Source organism: Pseudomonas sp. LBUM1660, from assembly GCF_059695935.1.
On record NZ_CP166795.1, the window covers coordinates 5,209,194 to 5,226,744 of the forward strand.

At 59.8% G+C, this 17,551-nt stretch carries 14 protein-coding genes; 9 read left to right on the plus strand and 5 right to left on the minus strand.

Annotation, left to right across the window (positions count from 1 at the left end; translation table 11 throughout):
* The first annotated feature begins 90 nt into the window (after nucleotides 1-90).
* The gene (locus ACA068_RS24155) at nucleotides 91-417 is read left to right on the plus strand and encodes a hypothetical protein (protein ID WP_497305316.1); all 327 of its coding nucleotides are present in this window, start codon (nucleotides 91-93) and stop codon (nucleotides 415-417) included.
* A gap of 83 nt (nucleotides 418-500) precedes the next feature.
* Nucleotides 501-1,250, plus strand: a complete 750-nt coding sequence (locus ACA068_RS24160; protein ID WP_497305318.1) for a YkgJ family cysteine cluster protein — start codon at nucleotides 501-503, stop codon at nucleotides 1,248-1,250.
* Between the two features lie 155 nt (nucleotides 1,251-1,405).
* Here the strand turns inward: ACA068_RS24160 and ACA068_RS24165 are convergent, their stop codons facing one another.
* Together ACA068_RS24165 and ACA068_RS24170 are read right to left on the minus strand one after the other, a co-directional pair.
* Nucleotides 1,406-1,663, minus strand: a complete 258-nt coding sequence (locus ACA068_RS24165; RefSeq protein WP_007943495.1) for a hypothetical protein — start codon at nucleotides 1,661-1,663, stop codon at nucleotides 1,406-1,408.
* A 202-nt stretch (nucleotides 1,664-1,865) separates the two neighbouring features.
* Nucleotides 1,866-2,237: a DUF6124 family protein gene (locus tag ACA068_RS24170; RefSeq protein WP_497305320.1), complete on the minus strand. Its 372-nt coding sequence runs from the start codon at nucleotides 2,235-2,237 to the stop codon at nucleotides 1,866-1,868.
* A gap of 1,682 nt (nucleotides 2,238-3,919) precedes the next feature.
* On the opposite strand from ACA068_RS24170, the gene ACA068_RS24175 reads away from it, so the two are divergent.
* The 7 genes from ACA068_RS24175 (at nucleotide 3,920) to ACA068_RS24205 (ending at nucleotide 13,877) form a co-directional block, all read left to right on the plus strand.
* The gene (locus ACA068_RS24175) at nucleotides 3,920-5,080 is read left to right on the plus strand and encodes an efflux RND transporter periplasmic adaptor subunit (protein WP_497305321.1); all 1,161 of its coding nucleotides are present in this window, start codon (nucleotides 3,920-3,922) and stop codon (nucleotides 5,078-5,080) included.
* Nucleotides 5,077-8,178: a multidrug efflux RND transporter permease subunit gene (locus ACA068_RS24180; protein ID WP_497305323.1), complete on the plus strand. Its 3,102-nt coding sequence runs from the start codon at nucleotides 5,077-5,079 to the stop codon at nucleotides 8,176-8,178. The genes ACA068_RS24175 and ACA068_RS24180 overlap by 4 nt, the downstream gene beginning before the upstream one ends.
* A 9-nt stretch (nucleotides 8,179-8,187) precedes the next feature.
* Nucleotides 8,188-8,865 (plus strand): heavy metal response regulator transcription factor, encoded by a 678-nt coding sequence (locus ACA068_RS24185; protein WP_007916978.1) that lies wholly within the window; start codon nucleotides 8,188-8,190, stop codon nucleotides 8,863-8,865.
* Entirely contained in the window at nucleotides 8,855-10,219 is a 1,365-nt protein-coding gene (locus ACA068_RS24190) for a heavy metal sensor histidine kinase (protein WP_497305325.1), read from the plus strand. The genes ACA068_RS24185 and ACA068_RS24190 overlap by 11 nt, the downstream gene beginning before the upstream one ends.
* 274 nt (nucleotides 10,220-10,493) lie before the next feature.
* Nucleotides 10,494-10,718 (plus strand): hypothetical protein, encoded by a 225-nt coding sequence (locus ACA068_RS24195; RefSeq protein ID WP_497305327.1) that lies wholly within the window; start codon nucleotides 10,494-10,496, stop codon nucleotides 10,716-10,718.
* A 195-nt stretch (nucleotides 10,719-10,913) separates the two neighbouring features.
* Nucleotides 10,914-12,233: an OprD family porin gene (locus ACA068_RS24200; protein WP_497305328.1), complete on the plus strand. Its 1,320-nt coding sequence runs from the start codon at nucleotides 10,914-10,916 to the stop codon at nucleotides 12,231-12,233.
* 147 nt (nucleotides 12,234-12,380) lie between these two features.
* On the plus strand, nucleotides 12,381-13,877 hold the full coding sequence (locus ACA068_RS24205) for a sensor domain-containing diguanylate cyclase (protein ID WP_497305330.1): 1,497 nt from the start codon (nucleotides 12,381-12,383) through the stop codon (nucleotides 13,875-13,877).
* 118 nt (nucleotides 13,878-13,995) lie between these two features.
* Here ACA068_RS24205 and lpxC read toward each other — a convergent pair whose 3' ends face one another.
* From lpxC to ftsA, 3 genes are all read right to left on the minus strand, one after another.
* The gene (lpxC, locus tag ACA068_RS24210) at nucleotides 13,996-14,907 is read right to left on the minus strand and encodes a UDP-3-O-acyl-N-acetylglucosamine deacetylase (protein WP_008147525.1); all 912 of its coding nucleotides are present in this window, start codon (nucleotides 14,905-14,907) and stop codon (nucleotides 13,996-13,998) included.
* Between the two features lie 112 nt (nucleotides 14,908-15,019).
* The gene (gene ftsZ / locus ACA068_RS24215) at nucleotides 15,020-16,213 is read right to left on the minus strand and encodes a cell division protein FtsZ (RefSeq protein WP_033061342.1); all 1,194 of its coding nucleotides are present in this window, start codon (nucleotides 16,211-16,213) and stop codon (nucleotides 15,020-15,022) included.
* A gap of 72 nt (nucleotides 16,214-16,285) precedes the next feature.
* The gene (ftsA, locus tag ACA068_RS24220) at nucleotides 16,286-17,545 is read right to left on the minus strand and encodes a cell division protein FtsA (protein WP_046048247.1); all 1,260 of its coding nucleotides are present in this window, start codon (nucleotides 17,543-17,545) and stop codon (nucleotides 16,286-16,288) included.
* Between the last annotated feature and the right edge of the window lie 6 nt (nucleotides 17,546-17,551).

Here is a 17,551-nt window from a genome sequence, read left to right on the forward strand (position 1 = left end):
ACTTGCCCGCGAAGAGGCCGACACATTCAACACAAAACCATCAGGCATACTCCCCTTCCGGCCAACTCAACGCCCAAGGATGCCTGACCCATGAAAGCCGCTACCCTGACCTTCCTCTGCCTCACCGCAATAGCCACCCAGGCCACCGCCTCCAGCCCCGACGCCTGGGCCGCCTACGACAAAGCCGTGCTCGCCAGCTGCACCAAAGCCAGCGGCCTGAAAAACGCCAAACCCGTCGGCAACGCCGCGCAGTTCGATGATCGGGTCGGCTACACCGCACTCCTGATGCAAGGCCAATACCCGCAAAAACACATGAAAGGCCAGCAAGGCACCGAGCTGTGCCTCTACAACAAAAAGAGCAAGACCGCCTACGTGACCGAGTGGGACTCCATCCGCCCCGCCGCCAAAGCCCAGTGAATGGCGCATAACTTGCTTCGAAACGCACCTTCGCGGTGTCTTTCTGGCGCCGTTTCATGCCCTCGGAAGCGATCGGCCGTTCAATGAATACGACATTTTCCTGCGTCGGTTGCGGCAAATGCTGCAACGACCACCACGTGCCCCTGACCTTGGCCGAAGCCCGCATGTGGGCGGCCGACGGCGGTCAGGTGATCGTGTTGGTGGAAGGTTTCCTCGGCAACGGCCTGGGCCTGCCCGTGCAGCAACGCGAACACGCCGAACGCCGCTCAGTGGTGGTTCGCAGCGGCACATCCGAGGCTTACGTGGCGATCACTTTTGCCGCGTACAACGTCGGCCCCTGCCGGAATCTTGACGAAGACAACCTCTGCCGCATCTACGAACGCCGCCCGCTGGTGTGCCGCATCTACCCGATGGAAATTAATCCTCACATTGCGCTGAACACCGCAGTGAAAGAATGCCCGCCCGAATCATGGGAACAGGGGCCGGACTTGATCATTGGCGGTGAGTTGGTGGATCAGGAACTCGCAGGGTTGATCCAGCGTTCACGTCAGGCGGATCGCGATGATATCCAGGCCAAAGATGCAATTTGCGGGCTGCTGGGGATTCGGACTACAGCGTTGAAGGGGGATGGGTTTACGGCTTATCTGCCGGATATGAATGCGTTTGCCAGGGTTATCGATCAGCTTGCCGGGCAGCCGCTGGCGGGCTCAGGCAGTGATTGGCAGTTCCATGTGTCGGGTGAGGATATCGCCGGGCAAGTGCAGGCTGCTGGGGCGCACGTGGCGACTGAAGTGCCGGTGAACTACGCGTTTATATCGTTGCGGGCGGCTTGATTCAGAGGGTGTATTGCCTTTGATGGCCCCTTCGCGAGCAAGCCCGCTCCCACAGTGGATCTTCGTCGTACACAAAACTTGTGTCCTATGGAGATCCACTGTGGGAGCGGGCTTGCTCGCGAAGGCGATAGATCAGACACCGCAGAGCTTGAAACTCAGCGCTTACCCATCGACCGACGAGTCCCTGGAGGCGCAGCCCCCGGCGTCTTGGTATGGCCATTCTTCGCGCCATTCTTGTACCAAGGCTGGCTGGCATTCTTCGCAGCGGCCAAATCACCCGGTTTGAACGGGAACTTGAACGCCGGGATCGCGGCTTTGGTTTCGCTGTCTGCGCTGGAGTCGACGCTGTCTGGCAGGTCTGCCTGGTCGTCGCTCAAAGCGTCGGCAACCGGCGGTTGTGTCGGGGAAGTCATGAAAGCTCCGGGTGATGCAAAAAGTCGGGCCCGGTCAGCGAGCCGCGAAAGGCGGCAGTATACCTGTGTCCAGAGCCGCAAGCTTCACACCACGAGCGAGTCCGTCGGGTTTTGTGCCAATCGCGAGCAACCCCCGCACCTGTGGGAGCGAGGCTTGCCCGCGAAGAACGATAACGCGGCCAACCAGACCGAACGCTATTACCTACGCCGGAACCTCAACCCTATCCAACACCCGATTCACCGCCAACTCCGCCAGCATGATGACCTGCTGAATCGCCAACACCGTATGCCGCTGCGGCCCCTCCAGACTCGTCGCAAAATCACTGCTCATCACACTCGCCGACGCCAAAGATTCACAGGCATGGGCCAACAGGCTTTCCGAATCAACATCGGGGGCGACCACAAACATCGTGCTCGGGCGGCGCGGTTTTGCGCTGTAGCGCTCGGGGGGATCGAGGTAGTAATCGAGCGCGCGTTTCATGGCTTCGTGGTCTTTGATGAGCGCTTCGGCCTGGGTGGTTTCGTCGCGGGGAGTGGTGGTGTCGATGGGTGGATCGGGGATTAACTTATCCATACAAACTCCTACTGAAATGGGTGCCACCACTCGCCGGATCTCAAGCGGCGAAGAGGTGGCAGCTATGTGCAGTGTGAGATCACCGGTAGTAGGCACCCGGCCAGACCGAAGTCTGCCCGCACACAGCCGCCATAACGCATTTACAGGCAGCGGATAAGCTGGCGCCAATTATGGTGGCATTGGCGCTAGATGCATACTAGTTGCCGGGGATCTCACGCCCGGTCGCTGAATTTGCAGCGACAGCCAAAGGTTAGAGAACACGCTTCCTACCCGGCAACCTGAAAAGTGCGTGGGAAAACGCTGTGTTTTTTACACATCTTTCAACACACAAAAATGGAACGCGGAGCGTCCCGGGCGGCATTCCCACGCGGAGCGTGGGAACGATCAAGGGAATGATGTACATCTGCAAGTGATTGGTCGGCTGTCAGGCCGCCATCGCTGGCAAGCCAGCTCCCACAGGGAATGATGTACGTCTGCAAGAAATTGGTCGGCTATCAGGCCGCCATCGCTGGCAGGCCAGCTCCCACAGGGAATGATGTACGTCTGCAAGAAATTGGTCGGCTATCAGGCCGCCATCGCTGGCAGGCCAGCTCCCACAGGGAATGATGTACATCTTCAAGTGATTGGTCGGCTGTCAGGCCGCCATCGCTGGCAAGCCAGCTCCCACAGGGAATGATGTACGTCTGCAAGAAATTGGTCGGCTATCAGGCCGCCATCGCTGGCAGGCCAGCTCCCACAGGGAATGATGTACATCTTCAAGTGATTGGTCGGCTATCAGGCCGCCATCGCTGGCAGGCCAGCTCCCACAGGGAATGATGTACGTCTGCAAGAAATTGGTCGGCTATCGGCCGCCATCGCTGGCAGGCCAGCTCCCACAGGGAATGATGTACATCTTCAAGTGATTGGTCGGCTGTCAGGCCGCCATCGCTGGCAAGCCAGCTCCCACAGGGAATGATGTACGTCTGCAAGAAATTGGTCGGCTATCAGGCCGCCATCGCTGGCAGGCCAGCTCCCACAGGGAATGATGTACGTCTGCAAGTGATTGGTCGTCTGTCAGGCCGCCATCGCGGGCAGACCGGCTCCCACAGGGAATGATGTACGTCTGCAAGTGATTGGTCGGCTATCAGGCCGCCTTCGCGGGCAAGCCTCGCTCCTACAGTGGGGCGGTGCACACCGCACGCTTCTCACCACTCATCAGGCCGAGCGTTAGCTCGCCTGCAGCTCTTGATCTTGATCCACCCGCCCCGTCGGGAGGCTGAGTGGAGGCGTTTATCTGGGGGGTAGGCGCGTAGCGCCGTGCGGCGAAGCCGCACACATCGAGAGGAGGTCGAAGCGAAGCCGACCGGAGGCGATGCCCCCAGATGAATGCCGGAGCGAAGGAACGCCGAGCCTAGGCGAGGGGCCGGACGTTGGGGCGAAGACCTTTGCTTCCTTTGGGGCGTTTGCCAAAGGGAGTCGCTGTAAGAGCGAAACCGCCAGCAGCCGTTACCGCAGAAATGGATATGTACGCCCTCAACAAGAACTTGGTCGGCTATCAGGCCGCCAAGGTCAAAAGCTCACAGCACAGCCCAAACTGACAGCGCCGTCAGTTAGCAGTCACCTTCCTGACCGGCGAACAGGTTTATAAAGGAAGGTATAAACCTGACCCGACTCCCGACCACCTAGCCCGGCGCCCCACTCGCATGCGAATTCAGAAAAAAACCGCCTTCATCGCAGGTCTGTTGATCGCCTTGGCAGCGCTGGGCACCTGGTACCTCACCAAACCCGCCACCGCCAAACTAGCCGCGCCTACAGCGATCCCGGTCCGGGTCGTCAGCGTCACCGAAAAAGACGTCCCCCGCTACGTCAGCGGCATCGGCTCGGTCCTGTCCCTGCACAGCGTAGTGGTCCGCCCGCAAATCGACGGCATCCTCACCAAAATCCTGGTCAAGGAAGGCCAACTGGTGAAACAAGGCGACCTGCTCGCCACCATCGACGACCGCTCGATCCGCGCCAGCCTCGACCAGGCCCGGGCACAACTCGGCGAAAGCCAGGCGCAACTGCAAGTCGCGCAGGTCAACCTCAAGCGCTACAAACTGCTCAGCGTCGACGACGGCGTATCCAAGCAGACCTACGACCAGCAACAAGCCCTGGTCAACCAGCTCAAAGCCACCGCCCAAGGCAATCAGGCGTCAATCGACGCCGCTCAAGTGCAGCTTTCCTACACACAGATTCGCTCCCCGGTCACCGGCCGCGTCGGTATTCGCACGGTGGACGAAGGCAACTTCCTGCGCATGACCGACACCCTGGGCCTGTTCACCGTGACCCAGATCGACCCGATCGCCGTGGAATTCTCCCTGCCGCAGCAAATGCTGCCCACCCTGCAAGGCCTGATCGGCGACCCCGAGCGCGCACAAGTGAAGGCCTATATCGGCGCCGACACCGACGGTGAAACCGGCAACCTGCTGGGCGAAGGGCACCTGACCCTGATCGACAACCAGATCAACGCCAACACCGGGACCATCCGCGCCAAGGCTGAATTCAACAATCCCGGGCAGAAACTCTGGCCGGGCCTGCTGGTGACGGTAAAAATTCAGACAGCCCTGGATAAAGATGCGCTGGTGGTCCCGCCCACCGTCGTACAACGTGGCCTCGATCAACATTTCGTGTACCGCGTCAACGGCGACAAGGTCGAAACCGTCACCGTCCAAATGGTCCACCAAGGCAGCGGCCAGGACATCATCAAAGGCGTGGAACCGGGTGACGTGCTGGTCAGCGACGGCCAGTCGCGGCTCAAACCCGGCTCGACCGTGCAGGTGCTGACCGAGCCGCCGCAAGTGGTGCAATCGGAGCCCAAGCCATGAAGGGCCACGGTTCTGTCTCGGCCTGGTGCATCGATCATCCGGTGGCGACGATCCTGCTGACCTTTGCCCTGGTGTTGCTCGGCGTCATCGCCTTCCCGCGCCTGCCGATTGCGCCGCTGCCAGAAGCCGAATTCCCGACCATTCAGGTCGCCGCGCAACTCCCCGGCGCCAGCCCCGAAACCATGGCGTCGTCGGTGGCCACGCCGCTTGAAGTGCAATTCAGCGCCATCCCCGGCGTCACCCAGATGACCTCGAGCAGCGCCCTCGGCTCGACCAACCTGACCCTGCAATTCACCCTCGACAAAAGCATCGACACCGCCGCCCAGGAAGTGCAGGCCGCGATCAACACCGCCGCCGGCAAACTGCCCAAGGACATGCCGACCCTGCCGACGTGGCGCAAGGTCAACCCGGCCGATAGCCCGGTGCTTATTCTCAGCATCAACTCAACCTTGATGCCCGGCACCGAACTCAGTGATTTGGTGGAAACGCTGCTCTCGCGTCAGATCAGTCAGATCGACGGCGTAGGCCAAATCAACATCACCGGCCAGCAACGTCCGGCAATCCGTGTTCAAGTCTCGGCAGACAAACTCGCGGCCATCGGCCTGACCCTCGCGGACATTCGACTGGCGATCCAGCAAACCAGCCTCAACCTGGCCAAAGGTGCGTTGTACGGTGAGTCGAGCATCTCGACACTGTCGACCAACGACCAATTGTTCCACCCCGAGGAATACAGTCAGCTCATCGTTTCCTACAAGGACGGTGCACCGGTTCACCTCAAGGACGTCGCTAAAGTCGTCAACGGTTCAGAAAATGCCTACGTTCAGGCGTGGGCCGGTGATCAACCCGGGGTGAATCTGGTGATTTCCCGGCAACCGGGTGCCAACATCGTTGAAACCGTGGATCGCATCCAGGCCGCCCTGCCCGGCCTCGAAGCCATGCTGCCGGCCTCGGTGCAGGTCAAGGTGCTGGTCGACCGCACGCAGACCATCCGCGCGTCGTTGCATGAAGTGGAAATCACCCTGCTGATCGCGATCATGCTGGTGGTGGCGGTGATGGCGCTGTTCCTGCGTCAGTGGTCGGCAACGCTGATCGTATCCGCGGTGCTCGGCGTGTCGCTGACCGCCAGTTTCGCCCTGATGTACATCATGGGCTTCAGCCTGAACAACCTGACGCTGGTGGCGATCGTGGTGGCCGTGGGGTTTGTGGTCGACGATGCGATCGTGGTGGTGGAGAACATTCACCGCCATCTCGAGGCCGGCGACGACATGCGCGAGGCGGCGATCAAGGGTGCCGGCGAGATTGGCTTTACCGTGGTCTCGATCAGTTTCTCGCTGGTGGCGGCGTTTATCCCGCTGCTGTTTATGGGTGGCGTGGTCGGGCGACTGTTCAAGGAATTCGCCCTGACTGCCACGTCGACCATCATGATTTCGGTGGTGGTCTCGCTGACGTTGGCACCAACACTTGCCGCGCTGTTCATGCGTGCGCCGGTGCATCACGCCCACAGCAAACCTACAGTTGGCGATCGCTTGCTGGCAGGCTATGAAAAACTGCTGCGCCGCGCCCTCTCCCATCAAAAGCTGATGATCAGCGTTTTCTTTCTGTCTTTGGGCCTGGCGGTCGCCGGTTACATCTTCATCCCCAAGGGGTTCTTTCCGGTGCAGGACACCGGTTTTGTCCTCGGCACCACGGAAGCCGCCGCCGATATTTCCTACGGCGACATGGTAAAAAAACATCTGGCGATGGCCGAAATCGTCGCGGCGGACCCTGCGGTCCAGGCGTTTTCCCACTCGGTGGGCGTCTCGGGCAGTAACCAGACCATCGCCAATGGCCGCTTCTGGATTTCCCTGAAAAAACGCGGCGACCGCGACGTCTCGGCCAGCCAGTTCATTGACCGGATCCGTCCGCAACTGATGAAAGTCCCGGGCATCGTGCTCTATCTGCGCGCCGGCCAGGACATCAACCTCAGCTCCGGCCCGAGCCGCGCACAGTATCAATACGTGCTCAAGAGCAACGACGGTGCGACCCTCAGCACCTGGACCCAGCGCCTCACGGAAAAACTGCGGGCCAACCCGGCGTTTCGCGACATTTCCAACGACCTGCAACTGGGCGGCAGCATCACCCACATCAGCATCGACCGCAGCGCCGCTGCGCGTTTCGGCCTGACCGCCAGCGATGTCGATGAAGCGCTGTACGATGCGTTCGGGCAGCGGCAGATCAATGAATTCCAGACCCAGATCAACCAGTACAACGTGATTCTGGAACTGGACACCCAGCAACGCGGCAACGCCGAAAGCCTCAATTATTTCTACCTGCGCTCGCCGCTGAGCGGGGAAATGGTGCCGCTGTCGGCCTTGGCGAAATTCGGTGCGCCGACGGTTGGCCCATTGTCTATCGCCCACGACGGCATGTTCCCGGCTGCCAACTTGTCGTTCAACCTGGCGCCCGGCGTGGCGTTGGGCGATGCGGTGATCATGCTCAACCAGGCCAAGGCCGATATCGGCATGCCGGCCGCCATGAGCGGCAACTTCCAGGGCGCGGCGCAAGCGTTCCAGAGTTCGCTGGCCAGCCAGCCGTGGTTGATCCTGGCGGCGCTGGTGGCGGTGTACATCATTCTCGGTGTGCTCTACGAGAGCTTCGTCCATCCACTGACCATTATTTCGACCCTGCCGTCGGCGGGACTCGGGGCGGTGATCATGCTGTGGATTTGCGGCCAGGACTTTTCGATCATGGCGCTGATCGGGCTGGTGTTGCTGATCGGGATCGTCAAGAAAAACGGCATCCTGATGATCGACTTCGCCCTCGATGCCCAGCGCAATCGTGGCTTGGCGCCGGAAGAGGCGATTTACCAGGCCTGTATCACGCGGTTCCGGCCGATCATCATGACCACCCTCGCCGCCCTGCTCGGCGCACTACCGCTGATGTTCGGCTATGGCGCTGGCGCCGAACTGCGCCAGCCATTGGGCATCGCGGTGGTCGGCGGCTTGCTGGTGAGCCAGGCGCTGACGTTGTTCACCACTCCGGTCATATACTTGTGGCTGGAGCGGCTTTTCCATAAGCCCAAACCCGCACCGATGCCGGCGCTGGCAACCACAGACTGAGGCGGGGTCATGCGCGTTCTGATTATCGAAGACGAAGAAAAAACCGCGGATTATCTGCACCGCGGCCTGACGGAACAGGGTTACACCGTGGACCTGGCACGCGACGGCGTCGAAGGCCTGCACCTGGCGCTGGAAAGCGACTACGCGGTGATCGTCCTCGACGTCATGCTGCCGGGCCTCGACGGCTTCGGCGTCTTGCGCGCGCTGCGTGCGCGCAAGCAAACCCCGGTGATCATGCTCACCGCCCGCGAGCGGGTCGAAGACCGCATCAAAGGCCTGCGCGATGGTGCCGATGATTACCTCGGCAAACCGTTTTCCTTCCTCGAACTGGTGGCGCGCCTGCAAGCGCTGACCCGGCGCAGTGGCGGTCATGAACCGGTGCAAGTGAGCATCGCCGACCTGTGGATCGATTTGATCAGCCGCAAGGCCACACGTGCCGGCACGCGCCTGGACCTGACCGCCAAGGAATTCTCGCTGCTGAGCGTTTTGGCCCGTCGGCAGGGTGAAATCCTCTCGAAAACGGCGATTGCCGAGATGGTCTGGGACATCAATTTCGACAGCGACGCCAATGTCGTCGAAGTCGCGATCAAGCGCCTGCGGGCCAAACTCGATGGGCCGTTCGACGAGAAACTGCTGCACACGATCCGGGGCATGGGTTACGTGCTGGAGAGCCGCGGTGTCCAGTAATTCGATTGCCCTGCGTCTGAGCGCCATGTTCACGCTGGTGGCGTTGCTGGTGTTTCTGTTGATCGGCTGGGCCTTGTACCAGCAGGTCGACAAAGGCCTGGGTTTGCTGCCCGAGGCGGAGCTGGACGCACGTTACAGCGTGCTCGAATCCACGGTCGGGCGATACGGCACGCCGGAGCATTGGGTGAAGATCAACAACAAGCTCAAGTTGCTCGGCGAAGAAGACAAGCGCATCAGTTTCTGGATCATCAGCGGCGACCCTTACTACGAATACGGCAACCTGACGCCGCAGATCCGCGCCTTTGCCGAAGGGCCGCTGGGGATGCGCGACATGACATTGCCGGACCAGCCTTATCCGCTGAAAGTGCTGGTCAGCCAGTTCCCGGCCAAGGATCAACGACCGCCGCTACGTTTCATGATCGGCATCGACACCGAGACGTTTTTCCAGACCCAGCATCATTTGTTGATCGCGCTGATCAGCCTGGCAATTATTGGCGTGTTGCTGGCGTCGGCGCTGGGGTATTGGGTGGCGCGGATTGGTCTGAAGCCGTTGATCAAGTTGTCGCAGGAAGCCCAGCGACTGGCGCCGCCGTTACGTTCCGGGCGCTTGCGCTTATCGCCGTTGCCGCCGGAGCTCAATCAGTTCGTCAATTCGTTCAACTCCACGCTGGAGCGGGTCGAGCAGGCCTATTCGCGCCTTGAGTCGTTCAACGCCGACGTCGCCCACGAACTGCGCTCGCCGCTGACCAACCTGATCGGCCAGACCCAGGTCGCGCTGACCCGTGGACGCTCGGCGGAACACTACTTCGAAGTGCTGCAATCGAACCTCGAAGAGCTGGAACGGCTGCGTTCGATCATCAATGACATGTTGTTTCTGGCCAGCGCGGATCAGGGCAGCAAGGCGACCAAACTGACCTCCACCTCACTGGCCGATGAAGTGGCCACGACCCTGGAATACCTGGATTTCATTCTTGAGGATGCGCAGGTTCAGGTGCAGGTCAGTGGTGATGCGCAGGTGCGGATCGAGATTGCTCATCTGCGCCGGGCGTTGATCAATCTTCTGAGTAACGCGGTGCAACACACCGAGCCTGGCCAGGTGATTCAAGTGCGCATCGAGGCTGAGGAGCATCAGGTCAGCATCGGGGTGGCTAACCCGGGATCGCCGATTGCCAGCGAGCATTTGCCTCGATTGTTCGAACGCTTTTACCGGGTAGATGCGTCGCGCAGTAACAGCGGAAACAACCACGGGTTAGGGCTGGCGATCGTCAAGGCGATTGCGCTGATGCATGGCGGCGATGTGTTCGTGCGCAGTGACCACGGCATGAACACTTTCGGCATCCACCTCCCGGTTTAACCCTTTCCCTGTGGCGAGCGAGCTTGCTCGCGCCGGGCTGCGAAGCGGCCCCGAATCAGCCACCCAGGATCCTCAGGAAAACCGGGAAGTTTGCGACTGCTTCGCAGCCGAGCGGGAGCAAGCTCCCTCGCCACAAAAGCAATTTTGCCAACTTAATGACTACTGTTGCTATTCACGCAACAGTCCTTTCATGAATCCGCTCTTTTTCCCCTGTCCAATCCCCCTTACCTTTGCCCGCACCAAACAGCACTTGCCAAGCAAGAAGGTTTTAAAGATGTCCAACACTATGGGTATTGCCAGCGCTTTCGTCTTGTCCTCTTTGTTCCTGTCTCCGTTCGCCCTGGCTGAAGAGTCGCAGACGTTCGTCGCGCAAAATGCTGCGCGCGCCGCGGCGTATGAAGAGCATCAGAGCGAAATGACAGCCAAGGCTCAGGACGCTGCGCAAACCCCTCAAACGTCAACCTCTACGACCCAGCCACGGGTTGAGAAAGACAGCTGATCCCGCGTAATCGCTCCTTTTCCCTCGACACTTTTCATTGGCTCTTCCCTTTGAAAAGTTGTCTTCAAAGCCGCTGCTATCAGCGGCTTTTTTTCGTTGTGGTTTAAACGCCGTCCGGTTCGTCTTCACTAACAAGAAACATTTTGCACTTCAAGCATATGAAGTGTTTAGTTGACCCAAGGAGCTTTACTGCAAGTGCGTTTCCCTCTCCGCTTCAACCCGCTGTTCATTGCAATCGCTGCAACGATTACCCCCGCCGCACACGCCGCCGACGAATCCAGTCAGGAAGGTTTTGTTGAAGGTTCGAGCCTCAACCTCAATGCCCGAACCTACTACATGAACCGTAACCGCCTGCAGCAGGCGGACGACAACATCGAGTGGGGCCAGGGTTTCCTTGGTCTCTTTGAATCGGGTTTCACCCAGGGCACCGTCGGGTTCGGCGTTGATGCCCACGCCATGCTCGGGCTTAAGCTCGACGGCGGTGGCGGTACGGATGGCTCGAGCATCCTGCCGATCAGCGATGGCAACGGCAAAGCGCCGCGGTCGTTTTCGACGGCGGGGGGCACGCTGAAAATGCGTGCTTTTGATACCGAGTTGAAGGCCGGCGACCTGTTCCTCGCCAACCCGGTAATTGCCGGCGGCGAGACCCGCATGCTGCCGCAGACCTTCCGCGGCGTCAGCCTGACCAACCACAGCGTCGACGGCTTCCTGATCGAAGGTGGCCAGGCGAGTTTCACCAAGCCGTACAACCAGAGCGGCCACACCCGCATCGCCACCTCCTACGGCAGCCTGGCAGACGGTGACGACAGTCAGCACCTGAACTGGGCCGGCGTGGCGTGGAGCGGCCTGCCAGGTTTGACCAGCAGCCTGTACGCGTCCGAACTCAAGGACATCTGGAACCAGTACTACTACGACCTGGATTACACCTACGCGCTGAACGACCTGGTCAGCCTCAACCCGGGCCTGCACTTCTATCACACGCAAGACACCGGCGATGCGCTGCTGGGTAACATCGACAACAACACCTACAGCCTGCATTTCACCGTCGGCGTGGGCAATCACAGCGTCACTGCCGCCTATCAGCGGGTCAACGGCAACACGCCGTTCGACTACATCAGTCAGGGCGACAGCGTCTTCCTCGACAACTCCCAGCAGTATTCGGATTTCAACGGCCCGAACGAGCGCTCGTGGAAACTCAAGTACGCCTACGACTTCGCGGGCCTCGGCTTGCCCGGCCTAACTTCGGCGTTGTCTTACTCCCGGGGTGAACTGGACCTGACCAAAGTCGATCCGGACAGCCGTGGTTATGCCTCGTGGTACAGCGCCGACGGCAAAAACGCCAGGCACTGGGAACGTGACATTGATCTCAGGTACGTGATCCAGGAAGGCAAGGCCAAAGACCTGGCGGTGCGCCTGCAATGGGCCACCAACCGTGGCGGAAATGGCTATGGCGCACTGGATCAAGACACCGATGAATACCGGGTGATCGTCGACTACCCGCTCAATGTCTTCTAAGCTTGAACAAACAAGAGGCCAGCACGTTTTGCTGGCCTTTTGTTTATCAGGGCCTTATACAGGCGCCCTGAACGCAAATGGCTCCCGGGGTTCTGCCCGATGCTTGCAGCACTACTTTCATAACGCTTATCAGCAGAAGCCAGAACCATGAGTGTGAGCCGTACACAACCTCACGATCCGATCCGTTCGACCCGGTCGGAGCGGCTTCTGGTTCTCGGCAGTTTGCTGCTGGTGATCGCAATCCTGAGCATCGTCGCGTTCCTGCTGGTGCGCGAGCGCGCCAACGCACAATTGTCTGCCACGCGCTCAGCGTCCAACATCGTGCAATTGATCGACGCCGACGTGCTGCGCAATGTTGAACTCTATGACCTGTCCTTGCTCGGCCTGATCGCGGCCTCGCAGCGAGAGGACCTCAAGCGCGTCTCCCCCGTCATCCGCCATCTGGCCTTGTTCGACCGCGCCACTGCCGCACCGTACAAGGGCGACATTCTGCTGCTCGACAACAAGGGCGACGTGATCGCCGACTCAGCGTCGGTGGAGCCCAGAAAGGGCAATTTTGCCGACAGAGAGTATTTTCAGTCCCATATCAACAATCCTGACCCGGGCATGTTTATCAGCCGCCCCTTCCAATCCAGGCAGGCTGAACACGAATGGCGAATCAGCTTCAGTCGTCGGCTCAGCGGCTCGCAGGGCGAATTCCTTGGCGTGGCCGAAGCCGCCATGCGCTTGAGTTACTTCGATCAGTTGTTCAACAGCTTGAGTATCGGTCGGGACAGTTCGGTCAATCTGATCAGCTCGGACGGTATTCTTCTGGCCCAGGAGCCCGGGTTGGCCGAGGAGCTGGTGGGCAAGGACTTCAGCAGCCGCCCCAACTTCCAGCGCATCGTCAAGGAAGGCAACGGCAGCTTCACCAGTGTTTCAAGCCAATACCAGGACAAGCGCCTGTACACGTTCTCCAAGGTGGGCAACTTGCCGTTGATCGTCATCGTTGCCCTCTCCAGCGATGAAGTGTTTGCGTCGTGGAAACGCACGGCGGTGGTGGTCAGCGTTGCGACCCTTGCGCTGTGCATCAGCCTGCTGTGGCTGACCTGGCTGTTTTGCCGGGAACTGCGCCTGCGCCACAACGCCGAGCAGGAGCTGGCGCAACTGGCCGCCACCGATGCGTTGACGGGGCTGGCCAACCGCCGAACGCTGGATCAGGCGCTGCGCCATGAATGGTTTCGCGCTCAACGTTCCGGCATGCCTTTGTCGTTGCTGATGATTGACGCTGACCATTTCAAAGCGTTCAACGACCTTCATGGCCATCAGGCTGGCGACGAAGCGCTGCGCTCGTTGGCCAACGTCATCAGCGCCCACATCCGTCGACCGGCGGACCTGGCAGCCCGTTACGGCGGCGAAGAGTTTTCAGTGATCCTGGCGGAAACCGATAGCGCGGGTGCACGGCAGATTGCCGAACACATCCGCAAGGCGGTTGAGCAGTTGCCGATGATTCAGGGCGCCGAGTTGCCGATGACTGTCAGTATCGGGATCAGCACCTGGACGACATCGAACGATATCAGCCTGGAGAGTTTGCTGTTTGCGGCGGACAAGGCGTTGTATCAGGCGAAGGAAAAGGGGCGGAATCGGGTGGTCGCCACGGTTTGAAATCTGCGGTGTCGCTACTGGCCTCTTCGCGGGCAAGTCGGATCGCCGCACCTCTTTCCCGCAAGCATAAAAAAAGGCCACCCGAAGGCAGCCTTTAAAAACTAGAGAGGTTTTTTACTTACACGGCCGCTACGGGACGCATGTAAGAGATCGGTGCAGTGCTGGCGTCTTCGAAAGTCACGACTTCCCAAGCATCTGTCTGCTCAATCAACTTGCGCAGCAGCTGGTTGTTCAATGCATGTCCGGACTTGAAGCCCTTGAACTCACCAATCAGGCTATTGCCCAGCAGGTAGAGGTCACCAATTGCATCGAGGATCTTGTGCTTCACGAATTCGTCTTCATAGCGAAGGCCGTCTTCGTTCAGTACACCATCCGCGTCGACCACAATAGCGTTTTCAACGCTGCCGCCGAGTGCGAGGTTGTGCTTGCGCAGGTACTCGATGTCACTCATGAAACCAAAGGTACGGGCGCGGCTGACTTCTTTTACGAACGAAGTGCTGGAAAAATCCACGCTTGCACTTTGTGTGCGGTTACGGAAAACCGGGTGATCGAAATCGATCTCGAAACTCACCTTGAAGCCTTCGAAAGGGACGAAAGTGGCGCGCTTGTCGCCGTCTTCCACTGTCACTTCCCGCAGGATCCGGATGAACTTCTTCGGTGCGTCCTGTTCTTCCAGGCCGGCCGACTGAATCAGGAATACGAAAGGTCCAGCGCTACCATCCATGATCGGGACTTCGGACGCGGAGAGCTCGACGTAGGCGTTATCGATGCCCAGGCCAGCCATGGCCGAGAGCAAGTGCTCCACCGTATCCACTTTGGTGTCACCACTGACCAATGTGGTCGACATCGTGGTTTCACCAACGTTTTCCGCGCGGGCAGGAATCTGCACCACAGGGTCGAGGTCGGCACGAACAAACACAATGCCGGTGTCGATAGGCGCGGGCTTGAGGGTCAGGTATACCTTCTCCCCGGAGTGCAGGCCTACACCTGTAGCACGGATAATATTTTTCAGTGTGCGTTGTTTAATCATGGCTTGGGCCGCTTCAGCGCAAATTGCGAACTGGTATCAACAAAGGCTGGCGATGATAGCAGACCAGACCTTTGCTGAACACCAATCACCTTCATAGCCCTGATACATTCCATCAATCAGCCTGACGACGCAGGAAAGCCGGGATGTCCAGGTAATCCAGATCGTCTTGCGGATTCATCTTCGCGGCAGTCGCAGCACCGGCCTGAGCCTGGTTGCGCATGACGGTCGGACGGTCCAGGTCACGATAGTTCACAGCAGGCGCTTCCTGACGCGAAGGCGCTTGTTGCTGCGGCTGCGATGCCACGGACGTGTGCATGGTGTTGTCGATAACCTTCACAGGCTTCTCGATTTTCGCGCCCAGACCAGTGGCAACCACGGTCACGTGCAGTTCGTCGCGCATGTCCGGATCGATAACGGTACCGACCTTGACCATCGCGTGCTCGGAAGCAAAGGCTTCGATGATGCTACCCACGTCGGAGTACTCACCCAGAGACAGGTCAGGACCGGCGGTGATGTTCACCAGGATGCCGCGTGCACCTTGCAGGTTCACGTCTTCGAGCAACGGGTTGCGAATGGCCGCTTCGGTGGCCTCACGTGCACGGTTCGGACCGCTGGCGCAGCCAGTGCCCATCATCGCCATGCCCATTTCGCTCATCACGGTCCGTACGTCGGCAAAGTCGACGTTGATCATGCCTGGACGCTTGATGATGTCGGAGATACCGCGAACGGCTCCGGCCAGTACATCGTCGGCCTTGGCGAATGCGGACAGCAGGCTTGCGTCCTTGCCAAGGATGGTCAGCAGCTTCTCGTTTGGAATGGTGATCAAGGAGTCGACGCTTTCAGACAGCAGACGAATACCTTCGTCGGCGATCTGCATGCGCTTGCGACCTTCGAACGGGAACGGACGAGTCACCACCGCAACGGTGAGGATCCCCATTTCCTTGGCCACTTCAGCAATGATCGGCGCAGCACCGGTACCGGTACCACCGCCCATGCCGGTGGTGATGAACACCATATTGGTGCCCTGCAGGACTTCGGCAATGCGCTCACGGTCTTCGAGAGCGGCCTGACGACCTACTTCAGGGTTGGCGCCGGCGCCCAGACCTTTGGTCACACCGGTGCCCAGTTGCAGGATGGTCCGCGCGCCGATGGATTTCAGCGCCTGGGCATCAGTGTTGGCGCAGATGAACTCAACGCCTTCAATGTTGCTCTTGACCATGTGGTTGACGGCGTTGCCGCCGCCTCCGCCAACACCGATAACTTTAATAACCGGGCTTGCGGGGATGTTGTCTACGAGTTCGAACATTTTCCCTCTCCTTTCATTTCTCTAGTTTTTTCGCCTACTGCCTGTATCTACAACGGTGCTGCGGTAAATCTTTTAGAAGTTGCCTTGTACCCAGCTCTTGATGCGATCGAGCAAGGCGGCTTTCGGTTCTTCATTGCTGTAGCTGTCGCGGCTGCTGATGCCCGAGAACGAAATCCCGTCGGACTGCTTCTGCAGGCCGTACATCAACAGGCCTACGCCGGTGGAATAAATCGGGTTGCGGACCACGTCGTCCAGGCCCTTGACGCCATGGGGCACGCCCAGGCGGACCGGCATGTGGAAGATCTCTTCGGCCAGTTCGACCGCGCCTTCCATTTTCGAGGTACCGCCGGTCAGCACGATGCCGGCCGGGATCAGGTCTTCGTAGCCACTGCGGCGCAGTTCGGCCTGGATCAGCGTGAACAGCTCGTCATAACGCGGCTCAACCACTTCGGCCAGGGCCTGGCGGGACAGCTCGCGCGGTGGACGGTCGCCAACGCTTGGCACCTTGATGGTTTCACCGGCACCGGCCAGCTTGGCCAGGGCGCAGGCGTAGCGAATCTTGATTTCTTCGGCGTACTGGGTCGGGGTGCGCAACGCCATGGCGATGTCGTTGGTCACCTGGTCGCCCGCAATCGGGATCACCGCGGTGTGACGGATCGCGCCTTCGGTGAAGATCGCGATGTCTGTGGTACCGCCGCCGATGTCCACCAGGCACACGCCCAGCTCTTTCTCGTCATCGGTCAGGACCGAATAGGCCGACGCCAGTTGCTCAAGAATGATGTCGTCGATTTCCAGACCGCAGCGACGCACGCATTTTTCAATGTTTTGTGCGGCGTTGACGGCGCAGGTCACCACATGGACCTTGGCTTCCAGACGCACGCCCGACATGCCCAGCGGCTCACGAACGCCTTCCTGGTTATCGATCACGTAATCCTGCGGCAAGGTGTGCAGCACGCGCTGGTCAGCCGGGATCGCCACGGCCTGGGCGGCGTCGAGGACGCGTTCAAGGTCGGCAGCACTGACTTCACGATCACGAATCGCCACGATGCCGTGGGAGTTCAGGCTGCGGATGTGATTGCCCGCCACGCCGACGAACGCCGAGTGGATCCGGCAACCGGCCATCAGCTGCGCTTCTTCGATCGCGCGCTGGATCGATTGCACGGTGGACTCGATGTTCACCACCACGCCTTTCTTCAGGCCACGGGACGGATGAGTGCCGATCCCGACGATTTCGAGCGTGCCGTCGTCCGAGACCTCGCCGACCAGCGCCACCACCTTGGAGGTGCCGATATCGAGACCGACGATCATTTTGCCGCTTTGCACGTTTGCCATGGGTCC